The organism is Propionivibrio sp., assembly GCF_049316945.1.
Lineage (GTDB): Bacteria > Pseudomonadota > Gammaproteobacteria > Burkholderiales > Rhodocyclaceae > Propionivibrio.
Genome location: NZ_JBMOJE010000066.1, coordinates 1 through 18,294 on the forward strand (window position 1 = coordinate 1; position 18,294 = coordinate 18,294).

An 18,294-nucleotide genomic window follows, 5' to 3' on the forward strand; every position below is an offset into this window, starting at 1 on the left:
ATTCCCTGCCTTCGTCAGGCAATGTTCACGCTTTCATCCCGGCTGAACGCGGGTTATTTGACACCCGTGAATATCTCCGGGAGAGAGACGTAAGAGCTGCCTCCGCCGCTGCGTCTGTTGTGGCTTTGTCGCTGTTGCGTGACGGTATGTTGTGGGCCAGTTCGTCAGCCAACTCAGATTCCACGTACGGCAGCTTCGCGGCCGAAAGCAAACGATGAGTGTAAATTGATGGCGGTCGGTTGCCGGCCATTTGCCGACGGTGACGAATTTTTCTCCAAAACCGCCGTTGATCGCTGAAATGATCTGTCGGTGTTGATTTTTCTCTGAAGCGAGCCTAAAGGTAAGGCCATAGGGCGAACCAAACTCTCACTTCATGATCCATAGCGCCGAAAAATCCACCATTCGTAGGTGCTCAACTCCAATTAGGATATATTCTTTAAAATGTATCTGAAAAAAAGCATCCAGCGACCAGACCACCCCAAATGCCCCCCCAATCTTCCCGATACGATCCCAGAATTCACGGAGACGTGAATTTAAGTGAAGCTCAACTTGCCTAACATCGTCAAGAACCTCCAGTTGAAGAGACGAAATTTGCAAGCATCCTCTCCAGTACCTTAGCACTAAATCATGAATAGAATTGTCGCTCCCCGACTCAAAGCGGCAGGAAAGTCGGTGTTCAAGTAAAGCATCTTGTAGATGGGTCGCCAACGCAAGTTGAAGACGCAATCGGCCTCCAGCCAAGCTAGCGCTAGATGACCAACGTGCTATGGTGTTAAGGAATACCCGTTCATGCAGAACTGTTAGCAGCAATGGTAGGTAAGCTTCTCGTATGGACTGCAAAAAGAAAACATCTAAGAAATGCAAACCGTTCAGGCGAACCATAGTACAGGCCCCATCCAACGAACCTGAATGAATTAAAGACGTAAAAGTCTGGAGAGGTTTCTGGTAAGTGTCTACTTTTGGCGAGTAGTCCGATGAAAACACATGCGCTAAAGTTTGGCAGCGATTATGTAATTCGTCATCACTTACTCCTATCCACTCGTCTGCCAAATAGGTATAAAGAATACTGCGGCGTCGCCGCGGAAGATAGGATAGTCCTTCTTCAGACAAATCCAAGCTTTGGATCAATGTGGCAACAAACCCTTCAACTGCAATAACAGAATCGGGGGGCTGTTCGGCTTTTCCTCGAGAGTGTGATAACGAATAGTTAATTTCTGTTATCAATTTCGCGAATAATGCAGGATCCTTTCTAATGAGATTTTTAATTTTTGAAGATAGAAAATAACTCCATTCAACAACCAAAAACGCTATGCCTGTTGGAAATAAGTGGAGATCAACCCGTAGCGGAACAACCTGGATATCTTCATCATGCCAATCTTTTCCGAGCAAAGTGCTGACCCGTCGTTTAGCTGCGACGTTGAACAAATCGCCGAAGCATGAGGCTAAAGATTTCTCATACAATGACTGCAAAATAGTAAATCTTAGAGTCCACCATTTGGCTTTGATGGAGGCACTACGACACCGTTGATGTTCTGTATCAGGCCTCTTACCAAACATAGCCTTAACTGGTGGCGCAAGATCTCCATGAACAATTGAATCGGAAATCTCCCAGGCACCTCCAAGCGTTTTTTCAACATGACCTACAAATTTATGCGAATCCTGTCGGCGGCGAGACATGCTGCCGAATCCAGGCAGCGGCAGTATCATTAAAATATGCATATTGGGCTGTGCCCTTGCAAACATATCGCCTCCAACAGAAAAGTGTAACGCCCTATTCATAACCCACAGGGCCTCCAAGATGTGAATATTTTAAGTGGATAGGAGTACTCATTCTTAAATGAACTTGGCCACTTATACCACTCACATCACCTTGAAAACAACTTAAAAGAACAAGCTATTTTTATAATTACAAAGCAACAAAAGATGAAGCTGACCTCAGTCGATCTTTCTTTTTTTCAGAAGATATTAAACAGTAAATTTCATCTCCGACACTAATCTCATGCCATTTCGTTCTGCTGTCCGGCATCATAGCCTTGGTGTTAAAATAAATATTTTTACTGGTTTCTGAAAGGGTATAAGCAAATCCGAAACCTTTGCTCAGGTCTATAGTCTTAACTATAAATCTCTCAAACCCCTTTTCTGTCAAAGATTCAACAGTCAAGTATTGAGGGCTATCTTTCCGTGCTGACTGAATAAAGTTGTTTAATTTTGATGTTTCATCCTTTAAGAGGGTAATTACAGAATCCGGTAGGCGATGCCTTGAATTGGGGATAAGATTAATAAGTTCTTTAACCGCCCTGTTGGCGAACTCACTTCTGCTATCGTCCCAATCAGTATCGTAATTTATATTGGATGTCATACCAAATACATCATAGATATCTTGGATTGCGGTGAAAAGACTGTTGATCAGTTCAATTGTAAGTTGTGATTTTTCTATAGACTGCGCCACTCTTATCATTATTCTTAACCGCAGTAGTCTAGCCTCTGGTATATAGCCAATGCAAATCTTATCCTTATCTCTGGTAAATTCCATAGCTTCTGTGTAGCGTTTCGACTTAACAAGAGAGTGAGAATAACAAGTCAATAATTTATTGGCAAACACCAAGCTAGAGTTTTCGGCAATGTGTAGATTTCCATCAATAAGTGGCTGCATATAATGCAATGCGCGTTCGGGGTCATTTAATTTAATCTCATCAGCCACACGCAGCAATGAATAGTAATGGGTGGGATCCAATTCATGAGATCGAAGAAGCTCCGTGACTGCCATTTCCCCACTGAGAATACGTCCGAGATAGTAATGATAATCGGCGCAGTCACCAAATTGCGAAGAAAATTTTCTTAGTTGAAATAGCTTAGCCACTTCATTTAAGTCGGGGTTAAAATAAGTATCAGAAATTAATCGTGCCAAATCATCCGTTGCTGCATGCGAAATATAATTCTTTGCGAAGCGATTTGTTGAAAACAATTCCTTTCGAACATCTTTTGAATTCTTAAATATAGTGTAGCGTCTTTCTGTAGCCATTTTTATGACATGAAGAGACTCACTGAGTGCGACAACATCACGGAACCTATCTTTTATTGCAATCAGCTCGTCTGTACCAATGTCGCCTTCCGTTCGATCTATTAATCCACTTTTAGCCAGACCCGCAATAGTTGGTGGTAACTCTTTGGCGTCTATACCAGATACTTTTGCTAATTGATAACGGGTAGCTGGAGACTGAAAAAAAGTAAGGGCACACAATGCATTAAGTTCGCAATTATTTAAATTAGGCAAAAGGTATCTAAATGAAAATCCAAGGACACCTTCTTCCGCCTCAGCAATAGCATCAGGCCATTCTTTTCCTCCCTTGTAATAGAGAAGTGTTGCAAACCAAAGAAATAACGGATTTCCCTTGGACGTTATTATGAGTCTATTTTTTATTCCAATGCTAGCATCTACATTAAACTGGCATAAATAGGAATCGCACAATATTGATAAAGAATCATCACTCATACATTCTAAATTTACATTCTTCGATCCGATAACGCGGATACGACTAGTAATTAGAAAATGCCAATTCTCAGGTATTGTGGCTATAAGTTCTTCGATAAAATCATCTTCATAGTCAAGCACTATTTCTTCTAAATTGTCCAAGCAGAGCAGTATCTTCTTTTCATGCAGTTCAAAATCTTGCACGTTGCCACCTAACACTTGACGCACTTTGTAGAATATTTCTTCAAACATCTCATCCTTAGATGGTTTGTTACGTGCTTTAGAAATCCCGGAAATCCCTAATATTTCAGTCTTGAATGAGATGAAAACAATAGCATCTAGTTCATCTTCAGCTGTGGTGTCATTAGATAGTTGCGATAGAAATTCAAGCGCTACTGAGGTTTTCCCGATTCCTCCGCTAGCGATTATCGCCAGATTTCGCTTCCAATTTTTGTGAAGCTCTACTAAGTCATCCGTGCGTCCAATAAGTCCAGACGCATTGAAATCGAACGGTCTTGGAAGATTGTTTGGAATTAGATCAACAGCCCGATACGGCGATTCGAGTGCCAAAAGTTTGCTGGCATCATTTACTGTTTCTTCTTCACTTAACTCAAGTATTTTTTTCTTAATATCCGTAACATCGATACCGCATTCGCTAAATTCATTAAGGGAAATAAAGTTGTTTACTCTATCGTAAAATGGCGTTAGGTCTTGCTCCCAAATATCGTATTGCGGGTGTGCGATTTGATTCCTAATGTCGTTTATATTTAAAGCTTTGTATTTTGATCGAAGTTCATTCGCAATATCTCGCATATTTTGTCGCTCAATTTGCTCAAATAAGATATCCATCTTATCCCTGAAAAATAGTATTTCCGGCAAACCATTTGTAGCAAGCTGAGGCTTATTACGGGTTATTCTAAAAGCCTTCGCCCTAATTCTTTCTTCTGTTTTTGGCGAGCCGATACCCATAGAGCGCCAATCGATTACCTTTCGCATAACTGCGGCTTCGAGGCTAACCAGCAATAGATAAAGGCGACAAAGGTGATAGGCTCCGATTTTCATATTATGTCCCTTATTGTTTAAATATATTAAGTTGAAGTAAAGATTGGCTGGTCAATTCGTAGAATACGCGTGTGAGCCTATGCTGAGGCTATATTAGTTCTGCCTGAACGTCCACTTTTCAAAAATGGCTACTTCCGCTTTGGGTCGGATGGAGCCAGCCCCCCCCTAAAAACTGAGTGACCGCTTACCCGCGGAACGTGCCGTTCGCGCAAAAAATACACGGAACCGCAGCCAGGTTCAAGCTTCAAACTGATTGTCGCCACTAACCAGGTCAAGTGTGCCTCCGTAATGCAGTCGCTCGGACTTGGGTCATGCACCCATTGTGCCTCCCAGCCTCGTCGGTACTTATAAGTTGGATTTCGATAATCTGATCGACGAAAATGTAGGCTCTTCGGAACCAAGCAATGACTCTGACCAAGGCTGAACTCGCCGACCTGTTGTTCGAAAAGGTTGGCCTGAACAAATGTGAAGCCTCAAATCTGGTGGATGCTTTTTTTGATCAGATGCAGTTGGCACTAAAAAAAGTGCTGCCGTGAAACTTGCCGGTTTCGGGGTTTTCCAATTTATGTGACAAACAGCCAAGTCCTGGTCGCAACCCTAAAGCAGTTGAAGAAGCCATGATCAAGGCGCGGCGCGTCGTTATTATCCTAGCCAGAGCCAAGCTGAAGGTGCTGTTGAGAATTAGAAGCGAAGGTCGTTAAGCGAACGGTCTGTTGTCAGAGCTGGGACGCAGAACTTTTTTCATAGCAAAATTAGGCGGATGAATTAAATTATGGATAAGTTTATGAAGGCATACATCGATCAAGCGGCAGAGATCATCGGTGATCGAACTTCCGAGGAGATAGCCCATGATGACGCAGTGGTTGAAGCTTTACACCAAGGACGCACTATTGAAGAGGCTCTGGCAATTGCCGGAGAGAAGCATCCAGAGGAGAAAATAGATTGGGATGACGGCAATGTCGGCGACATCGGGGCCCATTTCGAGTATCTGAAGGAACACAGCCGCATCATGAAAAAGTTCAGAAAAGAGAATGACATAAAATCACCAATGAGGAACTCGGAAAAAACGAGACGTGCCCATTAGCAATCGCTAATCTCAGCAAATTGGATTAATTAATAATGTCAGAATCTGATTGGACAAAACAAGGTGGAACTTTAAGCCACATCAATGCTTGTAAGGAATTTGGCCTTTCAGAAGATGAAGTCTTTGGGGCCATGAAACTGGGCAAATTACAGTACCGACGAAACTCCGCTCACGGTAATCCCTACTTCAAGCTTCTTCGAGTCGAGGTTGAGTCATTGGCTTTAGAACTGCATGGAGCTAACGGCGTTAAGGAACTGGAGATCGAACATAAACTGAGAACAATCAATACGGAAATAAATGGCCTTAAGAGAAAACTTACATCCCTAGAAAAACAGAAATTTGAGTTGATTGAAATTCAAAAGCAGATCCTCGGGGCGAACGCCACCAAGAAAATAGGCATTGGCCGTTAGTACGAATGAATCCCTTTAACCTGCCAGGCACCACGAAACGGAGCTAACAATGCCCTATGACTTGGAAGGCGCAAATGTATTCGCGACCCTATCGAAGCAATTGGAAACAACAGGTCTCTCGAGATTCGAGCTAAGGCGACTCGGCAGCATACTTAACGCCATTGAAATACAAATTGAAGAGGGCTACGGTAACTCGGAGGCCGTCATGTATCTCATCAAGGCTCTCTACGCGGTGGCTGGCACGTACGAAAAGGCAACGGCAAGCAACATCGCGGAGGTGATCAAGAAGATGGAATCCTTGGTATCAACGATGAAAACGTAATGGATGAAAGCGGTATCTGCGAACGATCAATACCGCCAGTCTCGGACAAGCAGTTTCCGGCAGCCGGAACGATCTGTTAGTGGAGCGTTTCGCCGCTCCCGCCGCCCCCCAGTTCATTATTAACCTGGGCGACGATCAGCATTTGTCCGAGTTTAAAAAGCGCGACTACACTTTCGCCATTTTCTGGTCGCACCGATTTGTTGGCATCATGCAACGACTCAAAGCGGTGGGCGTACTCAGGCGTTTCAGCGAATTTTCTGATTGATTCCTTGGGAGAATCTTCAACTTGGTTAAGGAATTCCTTTGTTGAATGGACAAAAATCAAATAGCCCGCAAACTTTGCTCCAGTCGGTAGATCGAGGTTCTTTTGTTCTGCTTTATTCTTTTGCTTTCGCCGCACTATGGCCTCTGAAATGAGGCTATCGAGCGGATATATTGGTTTGGATTGACCCATGTTGCCCTTCAGTTGATGCCTTCATTAATTTCAAAATATGTCTTTCAGTGCAAAACACCCGGCACTTCATCGTCTTTGATCGGCAAAAAGTGCGCAAACCGCCCCTGTAACTCCGTGTAAAACCGAAATTCCACTTTTCCAAAGGTTCGCTTTTTCTTGGAGACCCCCATCTTTTTTATCACCGGTTGCGCCATCCAAGATCCATGCCGAGTCTCAAGCATGAACGAGCAGGTGTCGACGGCGAATGGCGAAGCGCCAATGGATCCGTATTTGTCGAAAATTGCATTCATTTGCGACATCTTCTCGGGCGGCAAGGACCACGCCTCCATGATCGCAAACGTGAAATCGGCATCAAGCGCCATGGCCGCGAGCCTGATATTCTCCGCCGCTTGATCTTTCGTCTCTTCGCTACCCGTCTCGACCATGACGGCCATTGTCTGCTTTGTCGTCAAATTGCCGACAAAAACGAAGGACTGAAGCGATTGCCCGCCTTCGAGCATGCCTCTGGCCGCGTTGATCAGTGGCAAAATAATGTCGATGTACGCCAATGGCGGAGTGCTTATGGGGGCTTCGGGAGCTTTCATTTTTTTCTCAAAATCTGCCAGTGGTCGTGCAATCCGGGAAATGTTCGGTGGCACTCGTTGAGCGCCTTCGTTTCATTCGCAAGAGGTTCAAATTCAGCGGCCAACACATCGAAGAAGGCATCAATTGCATTACAACCGCCCACACCTTCCCCTTCATAGATCATAATTTGGCCGGAACTCATCGCCTTCGCCACATTTTCTGCAAACGGGGTATTGAGATTCGGCCAAACTAACATGACCACATCAAACGCTCCCGGCAGCAGCTTGGTTGCATCGCCGTGGTGGTCGAGTCTATAGACTGAGCGCATCGGATACCCGTGCCCGGCCTCTGCTGGCGGTTGGCGATAGTCTGTCCAGTCTGCGGCGATAATATCAACTCCACGCAGAGACAATTCTGAAGCAAGCCACCCTGAACCACTACCCGCCTCAAGAACCTTTTTCCCGGCTAAATATTCAGCCAAAAGGATAAGGGCTTCTGCCGTTACCAAGCAAAATCCAAATTCCCGGATGTACCGTTTTTTTTGATGCCAAAAAAGATCGTCAAGGGCGGGGTTTTCGAGCAGATCGGAAGAATTATAGGCCGCAGCGGGCAGACCGGGCAGTAGCTGCTGGGGCGGTTCGGCGCGAAGAGGGGCGACGAAGGTCACTTTCCGGACAATCCTTTGGCAATTTCAAACTCGCGGGTAAGCCCGGAGCCGCAGTCTGCATGAGGGTCAAACATCGCCATCCCGACATGCATCATGCAGAGGAGTTGCAAGCCGGAGAAATCGCCCTGCAGGTTTTTGAGGGTGTAGCGTTTTGTCGGGTTGTTGATTTCGAGACCCTGTTCGCCAAGAAGGCCGATTTCCATGGTGATTTGGCCGACTTGAGCTTTTGGCAACTTGTCAAAATGCTCTATCGCCCAAGCCATGTACTCGATGGCGTCGGGGCGGTGTCCGCCTTCCACGGGTTTGCGGAGATCGTCTTGGCCTGCGCGATTGAGGATTTGTTTGGCGGTTTCAGTAAATGGTGAGCTCGGGAATTTCTGTATCACCTGCTTGTAGATCTTCAACGCCTCGACACGGTGCTCATCATTCGTCTCCTCCCTTAAGGAAGGAGCTTGTACAGAAGACTTGAGAGGAGACAAAAGCCCATCATCTCGACTTACCCCGGCATAAATGCCAGGGCTTGCGTCTCGTCTCGGGTCAATAGAGTCAAGACACTGTGCGAGGCCCATGAGGCAAGCGGGGTTGTTCGGAGCCAGTGAGGCGGCTTGGCGGAATGCGGGAAGTGCCTCAGAAAATTTGCCAGCCCTCGCCAAGGTGGCTGCAAGGTTTTGTTTGATGAGAGGGTTGTCGGGCTGGATTTTTGCAGCAATTTTGAGTATTTCTTCGGCCTCTGCGTGGCGTCCAAGCTTTGCCAGCGACACGCCGAGTGCGATGGCGGCGTTATCGTAAGCAGGGTCCAGGGAGAGGCATTTGTTCAGAGGGGCGAGAGATTCTTCAACCCGGCCAAGCTCACTGAGTGCTACACCAAAATTGAATGCAACGTCGGGGTCGTCGATCATGCCGTAGAGCGCTTCAAGCCCCGGCAGTGCGTCCTCGATAAACCCCTCGCGCAACAGGCCAAGTAGGTATTTTTTTGGCTCAACACCGGACTGGGGCACCGCCACAACCCGCAAGAATCCTTCAGAAACAACCACTGCGGCGTTCCAGTCGCGTGAGGCATAGTGGAGCGCGGTGTGAGTGATCAGGGCTTGTTCAAAGTCGGAATCCGTTTTGGGCGGCAAATTAAGACCCTGGGTATCGACTTGATCAAGGGGAATCTGGTAAATCTCTGGGGCTTGTGGAAGTTGCGGCACGGGTAACCTGATTGAGGGGCAAAGGGGCATTTTACCCTTGGGGGCATGCTTTTGGCGTTACATAGCCTTGACTAAGGTGGTATGAGACTGAAGCGGAAGATCGTCACCAGCCCCTAGCGCATCCAGACGGCAATCTCTGCTTTCGATTCGGCGATGATGTGTTATCACCCAAAAATGCAGAAGTTCCTTCCCATCACCAGAAGGTAAAATGCCGTCCATGACACGATCCGACCTCATCGCCGCTCTCGCTGCCCGCTTCCATCATCTGACGCCGAAGGACGCTGAAATCTCCGTCAAAGAGATTCTCGATGCCATCGGCCATTCTTTGGCACAGGGCGATCGTATAGAAATCCGTGGGTTCGGAAGCTTCGGTTTGAACTACCGCCAGGCGCGGACCGGCCGAAATCCGAAAAGTGGAGAGTCGGTGTTGGTGGCGCCGAAATATGCACCCCATTTTAAGGCGGGGAAAGAAATGCGGGAGCGCGTTGAAGGATCGGTTGGGGTGACGCCAATTCTTGGGGTTGCGTCTCGACTCGGGCCAAGGATCGCAACCGCACCAACACAACATCATGATTGAAAAAATAGCGGAACACCCTTGGATTGCTATTTTATTCGTTTTGATCCTCTTTCTCTTGTGGCTGGGAGTATCGATAAGGATTCGACGTGATCGTATGAGAAAACATAGGGCCAAGGTGGATCGAAGGAATAAATTGAGATATGAGAGGAATCGTAGGCAGGAAATTCGCGGCATTATGTAGCAGCTAAGGAAATGCGGGAGCGCGTCGAAGCGTCGGTTGGGGTGACGCCGATTCGTATGGTTGCCTGAATGGGCGGGGCTTTCACTCATGGGGGAGTACAATTTTCTGTTCTTCCATGCCATGGCATAGAACTGGCTCACAGGGCTTTTGTGGATATCTGGAGAGGGAAGACCAGGGGGTTGAGCAGATCAAGATGGGAGGCTGGTGATCTTCCGCGGCTACTATTGGCAATCTGGCAATGATGGAAGTGCAAGAAGTTTGAGCTTCAGCTTACCGAAATGTTGGAGCGGGGCTCCAGGCCAGCAAGCGACATTCAACGTTAAAATAGACGATATTGAAGCGGCCGTTCGTACGTGCCGCAATGGGCCAATCGCAGAGCTTCGTGGTAAATTAAAATTTACTGTGTCGATGAAGTCTCCATTGGACTTCAACTTATATGCGATTGATTATTAAAAAAATTTGTTAGATAGAGAGTCTTTTGTACGATGAAAAATCCATGTCCGCTCTGCGGAAAGCGAAAAGCTCAGAGACGTTGCTTGCGTCAAAATAACGTGGATATTTGTAGCCTCTGTTGCGTAGAGATTCGCGATGAGTCATGCACAGGCTGCTCGCACTATACTGCTGCACAAAAGTATCGCGCCACCCGCAGCCCATCTGCGATATTGCCTGATGGTTATTTTATTCCCGAGTCAAACAAAGAGGTGGAAGAGGCCGTCAATTTTGCGATGGAACTTGCCGAACGTGGCAAAACAAATGAGGCTTGGGCGGCGCTAAACAAGTTGCTCGGTGGCCATCCCGATAATCATCGCGTGTGCTACGGAATGGGAACCCTGCATGCTATCTCGGGTGATTTCAAAGAATCCATCAACTGGTTCGAAAAGGCTATTTCCATTTTTCCATATTTTGTCGAGGCTCATTTTAACAAGGCTCTGTCACATCAAAAGCTATTCGATGTAGGCAATGCAGTTCGCGCCTACCGCAAAGTATTGGAGTATGGAGATCCCCGCGATACGCCCGCCAAGCAGGCCAGATCGTTCCTGGACAGCATGGCGGCTTCCATACGTGAAAACGATGGCATTGATTTGGACAGTTATATTGAATCTCAGTCCGAGTTCGATCGCGCCTTTAAGCTCATGGAGCAGAGGGATTGGTCGGGTGCTTTAGCCGGTTTTCGCGCGAGTGCGGCGAAAAATGACCGCAACCCGCCGATTCACGGCAACATGGGACTATGTCTTGCCAGTCTGGGCCACAAGGCTCAAGCCTTGGCCGAATTTGATCGCGCCCTTGAGCTAGATCCACAGTATTTGCCGGCCGCAACGAATCGCGTTGTCGCCGAAAGTATGGAGGAAGGTATTCCCTTGAACGTTGCCGGATTGAAGCGTATCGAATTCGGTAAGGAGCGGTTTTCTGGCTTATTGGAAGAAAAGAAATAAGCAGGTTCGGTTCAAGAATGCCGTATATGTGCTGCATTGCTTCCAGAAGAAATCCCACAAGTGCATCTCAACACCGAAGCACGAGATGGATATTGTCGAGGCTCGACTGAAATTGGCAAGGCAGCATGCAGAAGGAGTAGCGAAATGACACAGATCGAACAAGGCAGCATCAACGTTTATGCGGACCTGGGAATCGGGGATGCAGAAGATATGTTGGTTAAGGCTCAACTTGCCACCAAAATCGGTGAAATCATCAAGCGCCGAAAACTCACGCAAATTCAAGCAGCAGAAATGCTCGGCATTCCTCAACCAAAGCTCTCGAACATGTTGCGAGGCCAGTTTCGCGGGATCTCCGAGACCAAGATGATTGACTGCCTGACCCGACTGGGGCGTAACGTCGAAATCGTCGTTAAGTCCGCTTCTCGGTCCAAAGCTGTTGGGCACGTATCTGTGGTATTTGCCTGATCAGCAACCGCCGTGCAGGAAAAAACATCAATTTTGGATTGCGAACGGCTGCATCCCATTCTTCGGCTTGCACGGGGAATTGCCGCTTCTGATTCTTGCCCGGCAGGTTTGGATCGGAAGCGCCTGCTGGGTTGCCCTTCCAGATAACTACCCATCCAAACTTTACAAAGCGCCGCACGCCACAGTCTGGAAATGCCGATCCAGAGATCATGCCTTGCAATTCCTGAAGTTCTGAAATTGGGGCGATCCAGCCTTTTGCGGTACTGACTTTTTGGGGGGCGAACTCCTTCAGATGACCACGAACCTCGGTTGCCGATTGTCTCTATGGGCACATCAGAAAGCAGGATATACACCTGATGCCTTTCGAGCATCCTTGGCAATTCGAACTTCTCTGCCATCCCCAATCTGCGGGGTGCTCACAGGCCATGGCTCCGGATCTGCCATGCTCCGCTTGCCTCCTGGCTCATCCGGTTTCGCAGATCCAATCGCAGGCCGAGTTCTACTTGAGAACCGAACATATTTAAGGCGGACGACCAATCCAAGTCCGAAGTTTGCATCCTTGCTGGTCAATCATCATCAAAATGATGTGAATATGCAATGGGCAGTGTATGATTTGGCAATGGCATCCAAACCGCAAATCCCCGCATGAATTTAGAGAGCTCAAGTGCGGATGCGTCACTGCTCACGCAGACTCAGCGCGAGCGCCTTGCATATATTGATTACAAGGTTTTTTTCAGTGGCGAGCTACGGCGTGCAGACCTTGAATCCCGCTTCGGCATTGCACAGGCCGCAGCGACCCGCGATCTGACTTGCTACCGAGGCTTGGCGCCTGGCAATCTCGTCTATGATGCAAGCGCCAAGCTTTACACAATCAGCGACCGATTCGCGCCAATTTATCCCATTGCGACCGAGCGGGCCTTGGCCTGGCTTCGACAGGGGTACGGTGACGGACTGACACTGTGCATCGGACGTCAAATCCCGACCGACGGCGCCGATCTGCTGGCGCCACCCCCAATCGATACCATCGCCACGATTGCACGGGCCATTCATCGCCGGCTTGCACTGAAAATCCGCTACCAGTCACTGTCATCGGGCGCGTCAGTTCGTGACGTCGTGCCACTCGCCCTCGTCGATAACGGAATGCGCTGGCACGTTCGCGCCTACGACCGTAAAAATTCCCGGTTTGGTGATTTCGTCATCAACCGGATTTCCAGCCTGGAAACCGCAAACGCCTCGGTTGCGGCAGAAGAAACATTGGCCGCGGACGGGCAATGGAATCAACTGATCCAGTTGGATCTCGTAGTACATCCTGGCCTGTCGCACCCCAAAGCGATAGAAGCAGATTATGGAATCACCGGTGGCGTTTTGACTGTTCGTGTGCGAGCGGCGGTGGCCGGGTACGCACTGGTGCGATGGAACGTCGATTGCTCGCCGAATCACTCCCTTGATCCCCATCGACATCATCTCTGGTTGCGAAATCAAGAGGTGCTCAACGGGGTCGAAAGCGCGATGCTTGGCCCCGGTTACCCCAGAAAAGTCGGCACAGATGCCCCTCTATAACGCCGAAATTTCCGCCGGTTCCATGATGTTTCCAGAAAGCCGCCGGGTGGCCAGACTTCTCCTCACGCACCCTTCGAAAGAACAGTGGTTTGAGGCCCTGAAGCTCGACAACATTCTGCAGAAGAAAACACCTGCAACCGCACGCCGGCAGGCCCGGTTGATCCGCAACCGGCTCGATACGCTCGAAGACGAAGCCTGGTCGCTGATTGCCGACGGCTCCCAGGAAGTTGCGACGCAGTTGCTGTTCGCGGCAGCGATCAAGCACAGCCGCGTTCTCGCCGACTTTCTGCGCGACGTGTATGCGGGACATCTTCGCCGCCTGGAGCAGAACCTCTCTCCGACCAAGGATTGGGAAGCCTTCCTGGCAGAGTGCGTGCAACGCGATCCCGAGGTTGCGAACTTCAGCGATTCGACCAAAGCCAAGATGCTTCAAGTCGTCCTGCGGGTATTGGCCGAGGGCAAATATCTTGAATCAACCAAAACCCTGCGGCTCACACCGCCTCATCTTCACCCCGATGTCGTGCGCTACCTGAAGCGACATGGCGAAACCACCGTGCTTTCCACCATGGACATGACGCAATGAGTCAAACCTTCAACGAGCGACTCAATCAAATACTGCCGAAGCTGACCTCGCCCGACCTGCTCACCAACCAGGGACTCGGCAACGAGATCGGGTTCTGGATCTTCGACTATCCGCCCGAAGAAGAAATGGTCATGCGGGCCTTCCTTCAGGATGTCGTGATGCCGACCCTTGGCAAGCATCAGCCGGCAATCAAGGCGGCGGACGTCAATCTGTTCGACCTGGTCATCGGCCTACTGGAAGAACGAAAGATCCTCGACAAGGCAATTGAAATGCAGCGCACCCAGGGCAACGTCAAAACGCTGGAATCCCTGCGCCGGGTGCTCAAGGAAGATAAATTGGCCGAGCGCCTGGTGGCCCAGCACGACATCGCCAATCTCGATGTGCTGCTGCTCTGGAACGTCGGCGCTGTTTATCCCATGCTGCGCACCCATACATTATTGTCGGCGCTGCATCCGCACATGAAGGACACGCCGTTGGTGATGTTCTACCCCGGCAAATACGACGGCTATTCACTTCGCCTTTTCAACAAGCTTTCGGAAGACCACTACTACCGTGCCTTTCGACTTGTTCCCTAAATTTTCTCCTGAAAACCAACACCCGGAATCCATAAAATGAAAATCAGGGAGCTGTTCACCAAGCCGATTGACCGCCCAATCAATGGCGTCATCAAAGCCGATCAGCGGGACGCCGAGAGCATCTGGCAGGAACTCGACGAGTATGTCGTCACCAAGCAACTGACGGAATACTTTCGCCGCTTTTTCGACGCCTTCCTGGCCGCCGCCGACAACCCGAAGGATCCAGTGCTTTCGGCTCGGATGGCGGTATGGGTGTCCGGCTTCTTCGGCTCTGGCAAATCCCATTTCATCAAGATCCTGTCCTATCTGCTGGAAGACATCGAGGCGGTGAATCCAAAGGATGGCACGATAAAGCGGGCGGCCCAATTCTTTGACGAACACAAAATCAAGGACGCGATGCTGCTCGCCGACATCCAGCGTGCCGTCAAGGGTAGTTCCGATGTCATCCTCTTCAATATCGATGCCAAGGCCGACAGCAAGTCCGACCGTGACGTGATCCTGCAAGTATTCCTGCGCGTCTTTAACGAAAGGCTCGGCTACAGTGGCGATGCCCCGCATGTTGCCGAAATGGAACGTCACTTGGTCAGCAAGGGCGCCTACGAGGCCTTCAAAACAGCATTTGCCGAAAAGAACGGCTCCACGTGGGATGCTGAGCGCGATGCCGTCGATTTTATGCGCGACGATGTGGTTTATGCCCTGGCCAAGGCACTCAATCAAAGCGAGGAATCGGCCGCCGCGTGGTTCGACAACGCGAGGGAAACCTACCGCATCAATATTGAAGGCCTCGCCAAGCTGATTCAGAACTACCTCGCGACCAAACCCGCCGGCCACCGGATCGTTTTCCTGGTCGATGAAGTCGGCCAGTTCATTGGCGACAACACGCAGCTGATGCTCACCATGCAGACCATCGCCGAGCAGTTGGGTACGCTGTGCCAGGGTCGAGCCTGGGTCATCGTCACCAGCCAGGAAGACATCGACGCTGCCATCGGTGAAGCCAACAAAACGAAGTCGCAGGACTTCTCGAAAATTCAGGGTCGCTTCCATACCCGCCTGTCGCTGGCCAGCTCCAATACCGATGAAGTGATCGGCGAGCGCCTGCTGGCAAAAACTGAAGCGGCGCATGTGGCCTTGCGCGATTGCTTCGAGCAGAAGGGCGACATCATCAACAACCAGCTCGCCTTCGTCGGCAACTCGGTGACGATGAAAAGCTACAAGGATTCGGCGGAATTCGTCGCTTGTTATCCCTTTGCTCCGTACCAATTCACGCTGCTGCAGAAAATCTTCGAATCGATCCGAAAGGTCGGCGCCACCGGCAAGCACCTTTCCAAAGGCGAGCGCTCCCTGCTCGACGCCTTCCAGTCCGCCGCTGTTCGCAATGCCGACCGGGGAATCGACGCCCTGGTGCCGCTGCATGACTTCTATCCCTCGATCGAAAGCTTCATCGACACCAGCGCCAAGCGCTCGATCGACGAAGCGCCGGGCAACGCCGCACTCGAACCCTACGACATCAACCTGCTCAAGGGGATGTTCCTGATCCGCTACATCCCGGACATCGTCAAACCGAACATCGATAACCTGGCCACGCTCTGCGTCAATGAAGTCGATGCCGACAAGCTTGCACTCAAGCGGCGGATACAGGAAAGTCTCGCTCGCCTCGAAAAGCAGCGGCTGGTCAGCCGCAATGGCGACCTCTGGTTTTTCCTGACCAATGAAGAGCGCGACGTGGCTCGCGAAATCGGCCACGTTGAAGTCTCTGCCAACGAAAAATGGCGCCTGCTGAGTGAATTGCTCTACGACGATATCCTGGGTGGGCAGACCAAGGTGCGCCACAAGGACACCAAGGCCGACTATGAATTCAACCGACTGCTTGACGGCGCCCCCTGGAAGAACGCCAGTCACCCGCTCAGCCTGGAAATCATCACCCCGCTTGGCGACGATTACGAAACCCTCAGCGAAGCCAGATGCATCCTGCGCAGTTCCGAATCCGGTGGCCGGGCGCTGATCCGGACGGCCGAAGGCGATCGCCTCGACATCGAGCTGACCCTCTATCTCCAGATTGAAAAGTTCATCGATAGCCCCAAGGCCAGCAACGCTCCCGCAACGCTCAAACGCATTCTGTCCGATCGTAAGGAAGAGAATCGCGATCGCCGCAGCCGCATCATTGCCCAGTTGGGCGAGATCATGCTGGCCGGGGATTTCTATGCCCTTGGCCAGAAACCGCACATCAAGGCGGCGAGCCCGAGCTCCTTGCTCGACGAGCTGATCAATTACCTGATCTCGAACACCTACACCAAGCTGCCTTTCCTCAAGGTTCGGCAGATTGACCCCATCGCTGAAATCAAGGCCGTACTGGCATCAGACGACATCGGCCAGCAGGGATTAATGCTGAATGGAGAGGAAGGCAACCCACTCGCCATCAAGGAGCTGCGGGAATACTTGCACCTCAAGGCCAGCGTCGAGCGCGTGTTGCTGTCCGATGTTGTCGATCGCTTCACGGGCATCCCATGGGGTTGGAAGCCGGAATGGGAAGTCGTGCTGCTGGTTGCCCGCCTGTACATGGCCGGTGAAATCAAACTGATGTGCGAGGGTGACGATCTCGATCCGAAGAATGCCGCCGATCCGCTGACCAAATCGGTCCGCTTCAAGCAGATCTCCATTCTAAAAAAGAAGGTATCACCCCCGGAATCGATCCAGCGGGCACGAGGCCTCTACAAGGATATCTTCACCAAAATCGCACGGGAGGACGCCGATGGCCTGGTAGCCGATTACAGGCTTGCGTTTGGCAACTGGCAAACCGATCTCAAGGGCTGCCTCCAGACCGCCTCAATCAAGCATCATCCAGGCAAAGGCGTTATCAACACGGCCATCGCAAGCATCGGAAAGCAACTGGCGATCCGCGACGCCTTCGAATTCATCGAAACCATGCTGGCCGCCAGGAACGACTGGCTCGATGCCAGCGAAGACATAAACGACGTCGTGAGTTTTTACAAAACCCAGTTGCCGACCTGGAGCAAACTGCTCGAAGCCTTGGCCGGTTTTGTCGATAACCGGGAAGTCCTGCAAAAGGATGCTGTTGGCTCCGCCGCACTGGCCGATCTGGAATCGATCCGCGACAATCCAGCACCGTACGGCCAGATCCCGCGCATCGACGCGCTGGTCAAGACGGTCGAAGGCATCAACGAAGCCGCCGCCCAGGTCAAGCGCGAACGGGCGCTGAACTCCATCGACATCAAGATCGCTGAAGTGATCAAGTCGCTGGATCAGGTTCAGGCGACGGCCGATCTGCGCAACAAAGCCCTGCTGCCCTTACAGGAGTTGAAGACCAAGGTGGCGGGGTTGTCCAGCATCCCGAAGATCATGTACCAGCAGGGTCAGGCCGGCGATCTGCTCGATAGTGCGATGCTCGTGATGCGGAAGGCCTGCCAGAAGCCTGCGCCCGTGGTCCAGGATTCCGGCACAACGATCGTTCAGAAAGTCGTGACGACTGGAACCGGAACAGGCGCACCGAAACCCTCCAAAGTCATCCGCGCCGCCGACCTTTCTCCGACAGTTTTCCTGGAAACTGAAGCGGAGGTCGAGAGCTACATCGCCAAACTCAAGGCCGAACTGCTTTCCACCATCAAGGCCGGGCAGCGTGTTCGGATCAGTTAGTTCCAGGTCATCAATCGGGCGTATGATTGCATGAAATTTCA

General features: G+C 50.3%; 16 protein-coding genes and 2 pseudogenes. 12 read left to right on the forward strand and 6 right to left on the reverse strand.

Annotation, left to right across the window (positions count from 1 at the left end):
- Positions 1 to 366: 366 nt before the first annotated feature.
- Positions 367 to 1,743, reverse strand: coding sequence for a hypothetical protein (locus ACOYNV_RS15255; RefSeq protein WP_422900649.1), 1,377 nt, complete (start codon positions 1,741 to 1,743; stop codon positions 367 to 369).
- 163 nt (positions 1,744 to 1,906) lie between these two features.
- Positions 1,907 to 4,534 (reverse strand): hypothetical protein, encoded by a 2,628-nt coding sequence (locus tag ACOYNV_RS15260; RefSeq protein WP_422900650.1) that lies wholly within the window; start codon positions 4,532 to 4,534, stop codon positions 1,907 to 1,909.
- 404 nt (positions 4,535 to 4,938) lie between these two features.
- Between ACOYNV_RS15260 and ACOYNV_RS15265 the strand changes: the two are divergent.
- From ACOYNV_RS15265 to ACOYNV_RS15280, 4 genes and pseudogenes are all read left to right on the forward strand, one after another.
- A pseudogene (locus tag ACOYNV_RS15265) lies at positions 4,939 to 5,235 on the forward strand (HU family DNA-binding protein).
- An 83-nt stretch (positions 5,236 to 5,318) separates the two neighbouring features.
- On the forward strand, positions 5,319 to 5,618 hold the full coding sequence (locus ACOYNV_RS15270; protein ID WP_422900651.1) for a hypothetical protein: 300 nt from the start codon (positions 5,319 to 5,321) through the stop codon (positions 5,616 to 5,618).
- 35 nt (positions 5,619 to 5,653) lie between these two features.
- Complete coding sequence (locus ACOYNV_RS15275; protein WP_422900652.1) at positions 5,654 to 6,028, forward strand: hypothetical protein; 375 nt, start codon at positions 5,654 to 5,656, stop codon at positions 6,026 to 6,028.
- 49 nt (positions 6,029 to 6,077) lie between these two features.
- Positions 6,078 to 6,350, forward strand: coding sequence for a hypothetical protein (locus tag ACOYNV_RS15280; protein WP_422900653.1), 273 nt, complete (start codon positions 6,078 to 6,080; stop codon positions 6,348 to 6,350).
- Between the two features lie 76 nt (positions 6,351 to 6,426).
- Here the strand turns inward: ACOYNV_RS15280 and ACOYNV_RS15285 are convergent, their stop codons facing one another.
- The 4 genes from ACOYNV_RS15285 to ACOYNV_RS15300 form a co-directional block, all read right to left on the reverse strand.
- Entirely contained in the window at positions 6,427 to 6,804 is a 378-nt protein-coding gene (locus tag ACOYNV_RS15285; protein WP_422900654.1) for a hypothetical protein, read from the reverse strand.
- Positions 6,805 to 6,848: 44 nt separating this feature from the next.
- Complete coding sequence (locus ACOYNV_RS15290; protein WP_422900655.1) at positions 6,849 to 7,304, reverse strand: hypothetical protein; 456 nt, start codon at positions 7,302 to 7,304, stop codon at positions 6,849 to 6,851.
- Positions 7,305 to 7,384: 80 nt separating this feature from the next.
- Positions 7,385 to 8,035: a hypothetical protein gene (locus tag ACOYNV_RS15295; RefSeq protein ID WP_422900656.1), complete on the reverse strand. Its 651-nt coding sequence runs from the start codon at positions 8,033 to 8,035 to the stop codon at positions 7,385 to 7,387.
- Positions 8,032 to 9,228, reverse strand: coding sequence for a tetratricopeptide repeat protein (locus ACOYNV_RS15300; protein ID WP_422900657.1), 1,197 nt, complete (start codon positions 9,226 to 9,228; stop codon positions 8,032 to 8,034). The genes ACOYNV_RS15295 and ACOYNV_RS15300 overlap by 4 nt, the downstream gene beginning before the upstream one ends.
- Positions 9,229 to 9,445: 217 nt before the next feature.
- Between ACOYNV_RS15300 and ACOYNV_RS15305 the strand changes: the two are divergent.
- The 8 genes and pseudogenes from ACOYNV_RS15305 to brxC all read left to right on the forward strand — a co-directional run.
- A pseudogene (locus ACOYNV_RS15305) lies at positions 9,446 to 9,718 on the forward strand (integration host factor subunit beta); the annotation flags it as partial.
- Positions 9,719 to 10,522: 804 nt separating this feature from the next.
- On the forward strand, positions 10,523 to 11,419 hold the full coding sequence (locus tag ACOYNV_RS15310) for a tetratricopeptide repeat protein (RefSeq protein WP_422900658.1): 897 nt from the start codon (positions 10,523 to 10,525) through the stop codon (positions 11,417 to 11,419).
- The gene (locus ACOYNV_RS15315) at positions 11,394 to 11,567 is read left to right on the forward strand and encodes a type II toxin-antitoxin system RelE/ParE family toxin (RefSeq protein WP_422900669.1); all 174 of its coding nucleotides are present in this window, start codon (positions 11,394 to 11,396) and stop codon (positions 11,565 to 11,567) included. The genes ACOYNV_RS15310 and ACOYNV_RS15315 overlap by 26 nt, the downstream gene beginning before the upstream one ends.
- The gene (locus tag ACOYNV_RS15320) at positions 11,564 to 11,884 is read left to right on the forward strand and encodes a helix-turn-helix domain-containing protein (RefSeq protein ID WP_422900659.1); all 321 of its coding nucleotides are present in this window, start codon (positions 11,564 to 11,566) and stop codon (positions 11,882 to 11,884) included. Before ACOYNV_RS15315 ends, ACOYNV_RS15320 begins: the two co-directional genes overlap by 4 nt.
- 645 nt (positions 11,885 to 12,529) lie before the next feature.
- Positions 12,530 to 13,444 (forward strand): WYL domain-containing protein, encoded by a 915-nt coding sequence (locus ACOYNV_RS15325; RefSeq protein WP_422900660.1) that lies wholly within the window; start codon positions 12,530 to 12,532, stop codon positions 13,442 to 13,444.
- A complete protein-coding gene (locus tag ACOYNV_RS15330; RefSeq protein ID WP_422900661.1) occupies positions 13,431 to 14,027 on the forward strand; it encodes a DUF1819 family protein in 597 nt (198 codons plus the stop codon). The genes ACOYNV_RS15325 and ACOYNV_RS15330 overlap by 14 nt, the downstream gene beginning before the upstream one ends.
- On the forward strand, positions 14,024 to 14,602 hold the full coding sequence (locus ACOYNV_RS15335; protein ID WP_422900662.1) for a DUF1788 domain-containing protein: 579 nt from the start codon (positions 14,024 to 14,026) through the stop codon (positions 14,600 to 14,602). Before ACOYNV_RS15330 ends, ACOYNV_RS15335 begins: the two co-directional genes overlap by 4 nt.
- A 36-nt stretch (positions 14,603 to 14,638) precedes the next feature.
- The gene (gene brxC, locus ACOYNV_RS15340) at positions 14,639 to 18,253 is read left to right on the forward strand and encodes a BREX system P-loop protein BrxC (protein WP_422900663.1); all 3,615 of its coding nucleotides are present in this window, start codon (positions 14,639 to 14,641) and stop codon (positions 18,251 to 18,253) included.
- The last annotated feature ends 41 nt before the right edge of the window (positions 18,254 to 18,294 follow it).